Below are 12,579 nucleotides of genomic sequence, written 5' to 3' on the forward strand. Positions count from 1 at the left end.
GCGCAAACATCATGACGCAGCGATGGATCTCTGCCCCCAATCCCACCTTCTATCGTGATCCGTGCTGCCAACCCGCAGCAGGCGTGACGTTAGCGCAGGGGCAGCCATCGTGATGCGACGCTGGATCTGGGCTCTGCTGGCTCTTTGCTGTTTTCCCCTGCTGGCGGCTGAACTCAAGCCACTGCGTCTGCCCCAACCCGGGGACCTCGAAAGCATTCTGCAAAAACGCGAACTCAGGGCTCTGGTGGTCTATGAGCGCGGCTTCTATTTTCTCGATCGCGGCTCCCAGTACGGCATTCTGGTCAACCAGTTGCAAGGGTTCGAGCGCTGGCTGAACAAGACCTATCTCGCCAAGGAGAAGGTCAAGCTCAAGGTGGTCTACATCCCGGTGCGCCAGGACAAGCTGCTGGACTATCTGGCCGAGGGGCGCGGCGATCTGGTGGCGGCGACCATGACGGTGACCCCGACCCGGCGTGAACAGGTGGCCTTTTCCCGGCCGCTCATCTCCTCCATCGAGGAGTGGGTGGTGAGCCAGAACAGCCTGCCCGCCTTCAGCCGCATTACCCAGCTCTCCGGCAGACGGGTCTGGGTGCGTGCCAGCTCCAGCTACTACGAGAGTCTGCGCCAGCTCAACTGGCTGTTTCGCGAGCTGGGGCTGCCCCCCGTTTATATCGAAACGGTGCCCGAGTACCTGCAGGATGGCGATCTGCTGGAGATGGTGGCCGCCGGCATTATTCCCCTGACGGTGACCGACAGCTACAAGGGGCGGATCTGGCTGGGGGGGATGATCTCCGGCCTCAAGGCCCATAAGCTGATCCCCCTGCGCAGCAACGGCACCAGTGCCTGGGCGCTACGCAAGAACAGCCCCGAGCTGCTCAAGGCGGTCAACGGTTATCTGGCGAGCGTCAGCCGCAACAGCCTCTACAGCGACATGACCCTGCGCCGGTTGCTGGTTCACAGCGATCAGATGAGCAATATCCTGGCGCCGGACCCCATGGGGCGACTGGCGACCATTCGCAAGGTGCTGGAGAAGTACGCCAATCAATACGATCTCGACTGGCTGATGCTGGCGGCGCTCGGCTACAAGGAGTCCGGCCTCAATCCCAAGGTGCGTTCGCACAAGGGGGCTGTGGGCATCATGCAACTGCTGCCCAGTACGGGACGGGAGGTCGGCATCAACGGCGCCAGACTGACCACCCTTGAGGGCAATGTGGAAGCAGCCTGCCGCTACATGCGGTTGATCCTCGATACCTACTTCAATGATCCCGAGCTGGATCGGCTCAACCGCCACCTGTTTGCCCTCGCTGCCTACAACGCGGGGCCTAACCGGGTGCAGGCGCTGCGGGGCAAGGCAGAGAAGCTGGGGCTCGATCCCAACGTCTGGTTCGGCAACGTGGATCAGCTGGTGGCCAACGAGGTCGGACAGGGGCCGATCAACTATGTCGGCACCATCTACAAGTACTACGTGGCCTATCGTTTCAGCCTGCCCCAGATCGAGGGCAAGGCTGCCGCTATCGAAGCGGCTCAGCCCTGAGCCGGTTGACCGGCAGGGTTGCCTGCACGGTCGGCAATTGCCAGCCACCGTCCCTGTGTTGCAGGAACCAGTGGGCGGGGCCGGTAGCCGGGATGAGATCTGGCTGGCTGAGCTGGCCCAGATAGCGCAACATCGGGGTATCATGCAGTTCCATCAGCAACTCCTTTTGAATATGTGAAGAGGCTCGCCAGCGTTATGACACCCGGCCATGACAGCAGGATGACACCATGATCCCCGGATCCTTTGCCCTGATCGACGATCCCCGGCTGGCACTCAAGGTGCGCTGTCACTGGATCCGCCATGCCCGCGAACGGATCCAGGCGCAGTACTACAGCTGGGAGGAGGACAGCAGCGGCAAGCTGCTGCTGAGCGAGCTGCTCCACGCCGCCCGGCGTGGCGTCAAGGTGCAACTGCTGGTGGATGATCTCTATGCCGGTGACAACCGCTTTCTGGAGGTGGTGGCTCACTATCCGGGGATAGAGGTGCGGCTGTTCAACCCCTTCTGGCTGCGGGGCTGGCGCCCGCTGGCACTGTTGCTGGAGGGGTTGCTCAGCTTTCGCCGCATCAACCACCGGATGCACAACAAGCTGCTGCTGGTGGATGGCAAGCTGGCGCTGATCGGCGGGCGCAACATCGGCGATCGCTACTTCGGGCTGGATCTGCAGGCCCCCTTCGTGGATCTCGATCTCGCCTGTCAGGGGGGGCTGTGCCAGCAGATGGCGCAGGGGTTCGAGCAGTTCTGGCACAGCCGCTGGAGCCACCCCATCCGCCATCTGCTGCGCCGCGAGCTGCTGCCCGCCGAAATAGAAGTGGTCAACGACTTCCTGTTCACCATGGCGGATCCGGCGGTGGCCACGGTCTACGATCTGCCTGTAGCGCTGTTTGACGAGAGCGATGTGCCGCTGCAGTGGCATGAGGGGCGGGCCAAGGTGTGGTTCGACCGTCCCGGCAAGGGGCTGATCTCCCGCCCCTCCACCGCCCGTCAGCTGTGGCGCCAGCTGGCTGACAATCCTGGCTCGCTGGGGTTGGTGACCCCTTACCTCATCCTTACCCGCGGGTTTCGGCACCGTCTGGCGCGGCTGCGCCAGCAGGGGGTCGCCATCGACATTCTCACCAACTCGCTGGCCAGTACCGATGTGCCGCTGGTCTATGGCGCCTATCAGCGCTATCTCGGCTGGTTGCAGCGCCGCGGGATCCGGGTTGCCGAGTTTGACCACGGCCACGGCAGTCTGCATGCCAAGCTGATCTTGCTGGGGCAGGATCGTGCGCTGTTTGGCAGCCTCAACCTCGATCCCCGCTCGCTGTTTCTCAATACCGAGCTGATGCTGCATCTGCACTGCCCGCCGCTCTGCGAGGCGCTGCGAACGTGGCTGGCTCGCTGGCAGGAGCAGGCCGATGGATCGCCGCGTAAACCCGAGGGGTGGTCAAGGCGGCTGATCTCCCGCCTGAGCGACTGGTTGCCGCTGCGCCGCTGGCTGTGAGGCGGCCATTTTTTGTGCGAGATCTCGCAAAGCCTTGTAAGCCATTGCTGATGCCCTTTGCGGGTGAATAACCATGCATGAATCTATCTTGCTGTTTTATAACAATTTAGCGGTGATGATAAGGCTGTTTTTTGTACTTGAATGTGAATGGAATGGGCATAAAAACGTTTTTTATTTTGTTTTTATGCGTAATATTTCAGTTGCAAGGACAAACACGGTGGCTTGTCTGCCGTGTGGACGAAGGTTGTAACGGGTAGCTGGCCAGTTGCATCGCTGCAATTGGCGCGCACTTAAGATGGGTCGCGAACTATCGGAAAGTGAAACAGAGACCTGGCGTGGCCGGACTCCAATATGGAACATGCTATTTGCGAGGGGGTGACATGGACATGTCACCCCACTTTTTTTGGCCGCTCGCCACCGTTTACCTGTTTCCATGACTGTTGCTCATCGCAAGAGCCGCAGAGGGCAAGGCAATAAAAAGAGGGCCGCAATAAGCGGCCCTCTGTCTCATCTGCCCGGTGGATTAACCGGCCTTGACGCTGCGGCGACGCTGCAGCCAGACGATCACCCCGAACAGCAGGAAGCCCGGGATCCACATCCACTCCTTGGTCCAGCGCTCGGTTGGCGCCTTGACGGTGAGGATCTCCTGATCGAACTCCAGTCCCATGGTGGCGGCCGGGCTGCCAAAAGCGACGCTGTCGATCAGCGTCTTGCCATCCTGCTCATAGAGGCTCAGCCCCAGATTGGCCAGCCGCTCTTCGCCATTTGCCCCATCCGGTACGGCGACCAGCAGGGTGAACTTGCGTGGCTTGCCCACCGCATCTTCACCGAGGATCCGCAGCCGCAGGGTGCTCTCCGCTTCCACTTCACCCATGGTTTGGGCCAGCTGGGCAGGCGGGGTCTCGCGATAGGGGTCGTGCACCATGTCCATCCAGAAACCCGGGCGGAACAGGGTAAAGGCGACCAGCAGCAGCAGCACGCTCTCGTACCAGCGGCTCTTCACCAGGAACCAGCCTTGGGTGGCGGCGGCGAAGATCAGCATGGCGATGGTCGCCACGATGAAGATCAGCACGCCGTGGGCAAAGTCCACGTCGATCAGCAGCAGATCGGTGTTGAAGATAAACAGGAACGGCAGCGCCGCGGTACGCAGGCTGTAGTAGAAGGCGGTTATCCCGGTCTTGATGGGATCGCCCTTGGAGACGGCGGCTGCCGCGAAGGAGGCCAGTCCCACCGGCGGTGTCACGTCGGCCATGATGCCGAAGTAGAAGACGAACAGGTGCACCGCGATCAGCGGCACGATCAGCCCGTTTTGCTGCCCCAGCGTCACTACCACCGGTGCCAGCAGGCTGGACACCACTATGTAGTTGGCGGTGGTGGGCAGCCCCATGCCGAGGATCAGGCTCAGCAGGGCGGTCAGCAGCAGCATCAGCAGCAGATTGCCCATGGAGAGGAACTCCACCAGATCCGCCAGCACCAGACCGACCCCGGTCTGGGAGACCGCACCCACGATAATCCCCGCGGTGGCGGTGGCAATGCCGATACCGATCATGTTGCGGGCCCCGGCGACCAGCCCTTCCCGTAGATCCACCACGCCGTCCACGACAGTGCCGTAGTCGTGCTTACCGTCCTTTCGTAGCCAGTTGAGCAGCGGGCGCTGGGTCAGCAGGATGATCACCAGCATCACGGTACCCCAGAAGGCCGACAGCCCCGGCGAGAGGCGTTCCACCATCAGGCACCACACCAGTACCACCACCGGCAGCAGGAAGTGCAGGCCGGAGAGCAGCACGGCGCGGGTATCGGGCAACTCGGTGAGCGGCTTGTCGGGATCTTCGGCGGGCAACGGTTCATTGCTGGCGGCGATCTTCAACAGGGCCACATAGGTGGCAGCCAGCAGTACCGAGATCCCCGGCAGGGCATAGTCACCCAGTGCAGGTTTGAGCCAGCCGAGGCCATAGTAGACCGCCAGTGACAGGCCGCTGATGAGGGCCGCGCCAAAGGCGAAGCCGGTCAGGCGGCGCAGCCAGGGTTTGGGTTGATGGTTGCCGATGGGCTGCATGCCCAGTTTCAGCGCCTCCAGATGGACGATGTAGAGCAGCGCGATATAGGAGATGGCGGCAGGCAGGAAGGCGTGCTTGATGATCTCCACATAGGGGATGCCCACATACTCCACCATCAGGAAGGCGGCGGCCCCCATCACAGGTGGCATGATCTGGCCGTTGACCGAGGAGGCCACTTCGACCGCCCCCGCCTTCTCTGAGCTGAAGCCCACCTTCTTCATCATCGGGATGGTGAAGGTGCCGGTGGTCACCACGTTGGCAATCGACGAGCCGGAGATCAGACCGGTCAGGCCGGAGGCAACCACTGCCGCTTTGGCCGGGCCACCGCGCAGGTGACCGAGCAGGCTGAAGGCGAGCTGGATAAAGTAGTGACCGGCACCGGCCCGCTCCAGCAAGGCGCCGAACAGCACGAACAGGAACACGAAGCTGGTGGAGACGCCAAGGGCGATGCCGAACACCCCTTCGGTGGTGATCCACTGGTGGTTGGCCAGTGCGCTGAAGCTGACCCCGCGGTGCGCCAGCAGCCCCGGCATCCAGGGGCCCGCCAGACTGTAGACCAGAAAGACGATGGCGATGACCGCCAGTGCTGGCCCCAGCGCGCGGCGCGCCGCTTCCAGCAGCAGCGGAATGCCGATGCAGGCGGTCACCAGATCGGCGGTAGTGAGGGTGCCGGGACGCAGCGCCAGCGCTTCATACATCACGAACAGGTAAGAAGCGGCGCCAGCAGCAATCAGGCCGAGGGCGATATCGCCGAGGGGGACCCGATCTCGCGGCGAGGAGCGAAATGCCGGGAACACCAGAAACGCCAGCAATAGGGCAAAGGTGAGGTGAATTGAGCGGGTTTCGGTGTCATTGAGTACGCCAAACCCCACCATGAAGGGGAGTGGCGAGGCGATCCAGAGCTGGAACAGCGACCAGGCCAGCGCCAGGGCGGTGATGATCCAGCCCAGCGGGCCCAGCGGCAGGCGAGCGCCCACGTCCTGGGCGATCAGTTCCTCGGTAGAGAGTTGTTTATCTTGCATAGGGTTAACTTGTGCCAACGAGTACAACAAGAGCGACACCCGCCCCCGCAATCAGGCGGCAGACGGGTGTCGAAGAGAGTGACAAAGGCCCCGGGGCCTTCAATCAGAGCCAGCCGCGCTCTTTGTAGTAGCGGGCAGCCCCTTCATGCAGCGGTGCAGAGAGACCCACCTTGATCATGTCGGCCTCTTTCAGGTCGGCAAAGGCAGGGTGCAGGCGCTTGAAGCGATCCAGGTTGTCGAACACCGACTTGACCAGCTGATAGACCACTTCCGGATCGGTTTTGGCGCTGGTGGAGAGCACCGCTTTGCCACCGATGGAGGGAGTCGGCTTGTCGCTGCCCTTGTAGATGCCGCCCGGGATTTCGGCCTTGCTGTAGTAGCTCTTCTCGGCCAGCAGCTTGTCGATGTCGGCGCCGGTCACAGGTACCAGTACCGCATCAGTGGTGGTGGAGGCTTCCTGAATGGCGCCGTTCGGGTGACCCACAAAGTAGCTCATGGCGTCGATGTTGTTGTCACCCAGCGCAGAGGCCTGTTCGGCCGGTTTCAGCTCGGAGACCAGACCGAAGTCGCCCTTCTTCCAGCCTTTGACCGCCATGATCTCTTCCATGGTGTCACGCTGGCCGGAGCCCGGGTTGCCGATGTTGACGCGCTTGCCTTTCAGATCGTCGAAGCTGGCGATCTTGGCATCGCGGCGAGCCAGGATGGTGAACACCTCGCTCTGCAGGGAGAAGACGGCGCGAATGTCATCCATGGCACCTTCGGCCTGGAACGGCGGCAGCCCTTTCATCGCCTTGAACTGGTGGTCGGATTGCATGATGCCGAAGTTGAATTCGCCGCTGCGGATGCCGTTGACGTTGGCAACACCGCCGCCACTGGCCGGGGCGTTGCACTTGATCTGGTGATCGGCGGCGCCGCGATTGAGGAAGCGGCAGATGGACTGGCCAGCGACATAGTAAACGCCGGTCTGACCGCCGGTGCCGATGGTCACGAAGCGCTCCTGCGCTTGTACCGGGCCACCGAATGAGACACCGACCAGAGCCGCCGACAGGGCGCACGCCAAAGTTAATCCTTTCATTTTTTCTCCCTTTTCTTTGATTTTGTTTATCCGTTCCCCGGATAAATTGATGGCAACCCCGTTCTGCGCCGGGCTTGCCCACTCTTCTCGTTGCACGAAAGCGGGGAAGTTGATCACCCCTTTCCGGCAGTCACCCTCATCCTGTGGTGAGGCTACCGACCTCCTGTCGGTCGAAGATAAATTGGCCCCTGAGGGGCCAAATAAAAAGTTGCAAGCACTCCGATTAAGCACATTCACCCAACATAAATCAAACGAAATGGCAAAATCACGGAGTTAAATCTTGAGAAACATGACCTCGATCATTCATTTTCTAGCCGCAGATTAATTTGATATGAAGGGAAATGGAAGAGGGAAAAACTACGAGAGGATTCTTATGCGGCCCTTGCGTGACAAGGGCCGGGGTCATGATGGATCAGTTGGTCGGGGTGGCCAGATCCAGGATAAAGGCGTATTCCAGCGCGATATCCTCGTAGGCTTTGAAGCGGCCCGACTTGCCGCCGTGGCCGGCGTCCATGTCGGTGTTCAGTAACAACTTGTTATCATCCGTCTTCAGTTCGCGCAGCTTGGCGACCCACTTGGCGGGCTCCCAATACTGCACTTGCGAGTCGTGCAGCCCGGTGGTGACCAGCAGGTTGGGGTAAGCTTGCGCCTTCACCTGATCGTAGGGGCTATAGCTCTTCATGTAGTCGTAGTAGCGCTTCTGGTTCGGGTTGCCCCACTCGTCATACTCCCCGGTGGTGAGGGGAATCGACTCGTCCAGCATGGTGGTGACCACATCGACGAACGGCACCTGCGCCACCACGCCGCGATAGAGTTCGGGCGCCTGATTGATGACTGCCCCCATCAGCAGGCCACCGGCGCTGCCGCCCATGGCGTAGACCTGATCCTTGGCACCGTAGCCTTGCTCAACCAGCACCTTGGTGACATCGATGAAGTCATTGAAGGTGTTCTGTTTTTTCAGCAGCTTGCCATCTTCGTACCAGTGACGGCCCAGCTCTTCACCACCCCGGATATGGGCGATAGCGTAGACGAAGCCGCGATCCAGCAGGCTCAGGCGCGAGCTGCTGAAGTCGGGATCCATGCTGGCACCGTAGGAGCCGTAGCCATAGACCAGCAGCGGATTCTTGGGCGCATCGGCCAGCTCTTTCTTGAACTTGTCCTTGCGATAGACCAGCGACACCGGCACCGATACGCCGTCGCGGGCGGTCACCCAGAGTCGCTCGCTGGCGTACTGGTCGGCCTTGAAGCCGGCCACCGGCTGCTGCTTGAGCAAGGTGCGCTTGCCGCTCGCCATGTCCAGCTCATAGGTGGAGGCGGGGGTGGTCATGGAGGAGTAGCCATAGCGCAGGGCGCTGGTATCCGGCTCCGGGTTGTAGGCGAGCCAGGTGACATAGGCGGGATCGTCGAAGGCGATCTCCTTCTCGTCACCGCTCTGCCAATTGATCTGGCGCAGTCGGGTCAGCCCCTTGTTGCGCTCTTCCAGTACCAGCCAATCCTTGAACAGGGCGTAGCTCTCCAGCAGCACGTCCGGATTGGGGGCGATTACCGCCTTCCAGCGATCGACCGGGCTCTCCTTGGTCTCGTAGAGGCCGAAGTTCTTGCCGTCCTTGTTGGAGCGCACATAGAAGCGGCCGCGGTAGTGATCCAGGCTGTATTCGTGATCCACCTGACGGGGCAGGAACAGGCGGGGGGCGTGCTCCGGCTGGTTGGCATCGATTAGCCGCGCTTCGCCGGTGGTGGTGCTGGAGAGAGCGATGACGATGAAATCTTCCGAAGTGGTGGCGTAGAGGCTGACGTAGAAAGAGTCATCCTTCTCCTCGTAGACCAGCTTGTCCGTGGCCGGATCCGTCCCGAGCGTGTGGCGATAGACCTGATAGGGCAGCAGGGTCTGCGGGTGCTTGCGCACATAGAAGACGGTCTTGTTGTCGTTGGCCCACACCAGATTGCCGGAGGTATTTTCCAGTTTGTCGGTGGCCCACTGGCCGCTCTCCAGATCGAGGAACTGGATCTGGTACTGACGGCGGGAGAGGAAATCTTCCGCCACCGCCAGCCAGCGGTTGTTGCGGCTCACCTCAAGGGCGCCGAGGGCATAGAACTCGTGCCCTTCAGCCCGCTGGTTGCTGTCGAGCAGCAGGCTCGCCTGCTCTTCGCCGAGCTTGGTGCGCGAATAGATCCCGTACTCCTTGCCCGGCTCATAGCGGGTCTGGTAGCGGTAGCCATTCTTCACATAGGGCACCGACTCATCCTGTTGGGGGATGCGGGCCACCATCTCCTTGTAGAGCTGTTCGCGCAGGGGCTGGGTCGGCTTGAGCATGGCCTCGGTGTAGGCGTTCTCGGCCTCGAGGTATTGCAATACTTCCGGCGCCTGACGCTGGTCGTCGCGCAGCCAGTAGTAGTTATCGATGCGGGTATCCCCGTGTTTTTTCAGGGTGCGGGGATGTTTGGCGGCCACGGGCGGCTGGATTGGATGTTCGCTTGTCAGCATGGCGGGCTCTTCATTGGCATAAGTGGGGGGGAGAACTGTCAGAAAGGCTAGCAGCAGAACTCCTCGGGAAAAGGTAAACATGTCGCATCCTTGGCGCTGGAAAGGGTTGGTAGACCTGAGCATCGGCTCCATGAATTGGCATTAAATCTGCCCCTTGTTGCCGGTGGTTGCAAGCAATCCCTTGTTATTGCAGGAAATGTAATCAAAAAAAGCCGCTATCTCGCGATAGCGGCCCTCTTTCTGGCCATGAGCGGCAAGAGTCCGCTCAGGTGTGCCTCACATGATATGGGAGTGTCCTCTCATGACCAGTCTTCGTCAGCCGGGGTAGCTCGACCAGCGGGTGGTCGCGCCCTCGTTGCTGATACTCAGTACCTCATAGGGATGGCCCGGAATATCCATGCCCGGCGCACTCTGGGGCATGCCCGGAATGGTCAGGCCACGAATTGCCGGTTTTTCCCTGAGCAGCTTCTGCACATCGGCGGCCGGTACATGCCCCTCGATCACATAGCCATTTACGATACCGGTATGGCAAGAGGCCAGTTCCGGCGCGATACCGTATTGCTGCTTCACTGCGCCGAGCTGCTCGGTTTCGATGACGTCCAGTTCGAAGCCATTCTGCTCCATGTGCTCGTTCCAGCTTTGGCAGCAGCCACAATATTTGGATTTGTAGACGGTCATCTTCTCGGCCGCGAGGGCCGAAAAGCTGACGGTACCGGCCAGCATGGCCAGTAACAGGGGTTTGTACATTACTCACCTCAGATTCAAGAAAAGTTGCCCGATACGGGATGAATTTCAGATCTGGGTGCGTGGGGGGCGTTCAAGCCGCTCGCACGGGGCGTCCGGCATAAAGAGAGAGGGGGAGGCGAAGTCGGGAGTATCCGGTTCCAGCATGGCGACCGTCAGGCTGTCGCTGCCCACCAGCGTCATCGAGAGGGCGGTGGTAAAGCTGCCGCAGGGCATCGCTTTTTCCAGGGTGCGCTCGCTCTGGCTGCAGTGGGTGGTCAGGGTACAGAGGTCGGTTGCGGCCCGGCTGCCAAACGACATCAACACCAGCACCAGACTCCACAAGGGGAGCCAGCGACGGGCGTGAGCGAGTTGGCGACGGGTGAGAACCATGGAATGACTCGAAAATAACAAGGGGCACATGGTAACCCTGTGCCCCGGGGGAGGGTCAAGCCCTCCCCATGGTGTCAGTCAGCTGGATTCAAGGTTGCTGACGGGTCGCCGCCAGCACGATCTCGCGCACGCAGACGTTGGCAGGCTGGTTCCAGGCGTAGAGCACGGCATCGGCGATCACTTCCGGCGCAATGACGCCGCCCATCTGATCTTTCCAGTCGTGATAACCGGCCTTGATGCTCTCGTCAGTGGTGTGGCTGAGCAGTTCGGTTTCGACCGCACCCGGGGCAATGGTCACCATCCGCACACCGACATCGGCCACCTCTTCCCGGATGTTCTCGGTCAGGGCGTGCACGGCGAACTTGGTGGCGCAGTAGGCGGCATGGTTCGGGAAGGTCTTGCGACCGGCGATGGAGCTGATGTTGATGATGGTACCGCTGCGGCGCTCCTTCATGCCTGCCAGCACTGCGTGGACGCCGTTCAGCACCCCCATCACGTTGATGTTGAGCATCTGCTGCCACTCGGCGGGATCCTGCACATCGGCCTGACCCAGCAGCATGACGCCGGCGTTGTTGACCATACACCCCACCGGGCCAAATTTGGCTTCTGCCTGCTGGACGGCGGCTTTCATGGCGGCGGTGTCGGTCACATCGACCCCGATGCAGAGGGTATCGGGCAGATTCAGTGCCTGCATCGGCTCGACCCGGCGGGCCAGCAGCAACAGCGGATGACCGGCAGCAGAGAAGGCTCGGGCGATGGCGGCACCGATCCCGGCGGAGGCGCCGGTGATCACGACGAGAGATTTGGACATGGGTCTTTCCTTCTGATTCAAGAGTCGGTTTGAGCAAACGGGTGGCTGGCCAGCACGGAACCCAATCACTATAGTCACTGCATCTATAAGTGATAAATATTGTTTTCCGCTGGTTATCATCTGAAAAAACTATGGTTGGGCGTATGCTGGACTTGAGATTGCTGCGTTTCTTCATCGCCATCTATGAAGAGAAGAACATCACGGCGGCGGCCGAGCGCTGCCACGTCAGCCAGCCCTCCCTCTCGGCGGGACTGCGCCAGCTGGAAGAGGCGCTCGGTGACAGCCTGTTTGTCCGGGGCAAGAAGGGGGTGGTGGCGAAAGATCCGGCCCACTATCTCTATCCTCACGCGGTCAAGCTGGTGGAGGAGGCGCGCCGTCTGCCGGAGCTGTTTCGCCAGAAAGCGACGCGTGCGAGGCTCAATATCGCCATCATGCCGGACTTGAGTCGCCGCCGTGTGGCCGGGCTGCTGCAGCAAGTACAGCGCGTGTTGCCGCAGCTGGATCTCACCCTCTCCGACTACGCTACGCCCGCTGACTGCCGCTTGACGCTGGATGCTCTGCGCCGGGAGGACGAGATCTTTCTGCCGCTGTGGGAGGAGGATTACGTGCTCTGCGTGCCGGTCGATCATCCCCTGGCCAGTCGCGAAAGGATCGAGCTGGCCGAGCTGCAACATTATGATTTTATTGAGTGCCCGCCCTGCGAGGCGCACCAGCAGACTATCGGCCTACTGGCCTGTGACCGGCTTACCCTCAATCTGGTGGCCAAGGCCGAGAGCAAGGGGCTGGTGATGGCGCTGGTGCTGGCGGGGGTCGGCATCAGTTTTCTGCCGGACGGGCTGGTGGAGGATGAGGCAGGGCTCTGTACCTTGCCGGTGAGCGGGCCGCGGATGTTTCGCCGGATTGGCCTCTGCTATCCCGCCCACCAGACCCTCAATCCGGCGCTGCGGGAGCTGATCCCCGAGTTGGCAGGTTATGGCGCTTCCTGATAAGGTCGCTTT

At 61.2% G+C, this 12,579-nt stretch carries 10 protein-coding genes; 3 read left to right on the forward strand and 7 right to left on the reverse strand.

The features are described from left to right. Positions 1–112: 112 nt before the first annotated feature. Positions 113–1,534, forward strand: coding sequence for an MltF family protein (locus I6G90_RS17575; RefSeq protein WP_197928498.1), 1,422 nt, complete (start codon positions 113–115; stop codon positions 1,532–1,534). Here I6G90_RS17575 and I6G90_RS17580 read toward each other — a convergent pair. Further along, positions 1,512–1,688 (reverse strand): hypothetical protein, encoded by a 177-nt coding sequence (locus I6G90_RS17580; protein WP_005339947.1) that lies wholly within the window; start codon positions 1,686–1,688, stop codon positions 1,512–1,514. The genes I6G90_RS17575 and I6G90_RS17580 overlap by 23 nt on opposite strands. 73 nt (positions 1,689–1,761) lie before the next feature. Here I6G90_RS17580 and I6G90_RS17585 point away from each other — a divergent pair, with 73 nt between their 5' ends. Beyond that, positions 1,762–3,015: a phospholipase D-like domain-containing protein gene (locus tag I6G90_RS17585; protein ID WP_197928499.1), complete on the forward strand. Its 1,254-nt coding sequence runs from the start codon at positions 1,762–1,764 to the stop codon at positions 3,013–3,015. 523 nt (positions 3,016–3,538) lie between these two features. Here the strand turns inward: I6G90_RS17585 and I6G90_RS17590 are convergent. The 6 genes from I6G90_RS17590 to I6G90_RS17615 form a co-directional block, all read right to left on the reverse strand. Beyond that, a complete protein-coding gene (locus I6G90_RS17590; protein ID WP_197928500.1) occupies positions 3,539–6,094 on the reverse strand; it encodes a TRAP transporter permease in 2,556 nt (851 codons plus the stop codon). 103 nt (positions 6,095–6,197) lie between these two features. Then, positions 6,198–7,169: a TAXI family TRAP transporter solute-binding subunit gene (locus I6G90_RS17595; RefSeq protein ID WP_042057072.1), complete on the reverse strand. Its 972-nt coding sequence runs from the start codon at positions 7,167–7,169 to the stop codon at positions 6,198–6,200. Between the two features lie 412 nt (positions 7,170–7,581). Continuing rightward, on the reverse strand, positions 7,582–9,735 hold the full coding sequence (locus tag I6G90_RS17600) for a S9 family peptidase (protein WP_197928501.1): 2,154 nt from the start codon (positions 9,733–9,735) through the stop codon (positions 7,582–7,584). A 234-nt stretch (positions 9,736–9,969) separates the two neighbouring features. Continuing rightward, a complete protein-coding gene (locus I6G90_RS17605) occupies positions 9,970–10,401 on the reverse strand; it encodes a DUF411 domain-containing protein (RefSeq protein ID WP_197928503.1) in 432 nt (143 codons plus the stop codon). Between the two features lie 45 nt (positions 10,402–10,446). Further along, the gene (locus I6G90_RS17610; RefSeq protein ID WP_197928505.1) at positions 10,447–10,770 is read right to left on the reverse strand and encodes a hypothetical protein; all 324 of its coding nucleotides are present in this window, start codon (positions 10,768–10,770) and stop codon (positions 10,447–10,449) included. An 88-nt stretch (positions 10,771–10,858) separates the two neighbouring features. After that, positions 10,859–11,581 (reverse strand): SDR family oxidoreductase, encoded by a 723-nt coding sequence (locus I6G90_RS17615; RefSeq protein ID WP_005348556.1) that lies wholly within the window; start codon positions 11,579–11,581, stop codon positions 10,859–10,861. 143 nt (positions 11,582–11,724) lie between these two features. Here I6G90_RS17615 and I6G90_RS17620 point away from each other — a divergent pair, with 143 nt between their 5' ends. Continuing rightward, the gene (locus I6G90_RS17620) at positions 11,725–12,567 is read left to right on the forward strand and encodes a LysR family transcriptional regulator (protein WP_042081422.1); all 843 of its coding nucleotides are present in this window, start codon (positions 11,725–11,727) and stop codon (positions 12,565–12,567) included. Positions 12,568–12,579: the final 12 nt, after the last annotated feature.

The organism is Aeromonas allosaccharophila (assembly GCF_016026615.1).
Classification (GTDB): Bacteria; Pseudomonadota; Gammaproteobacteria; order Enterobacterales; family Aeromonadaceae; genus Aeromonas; species Aeromonas allosaccharophila.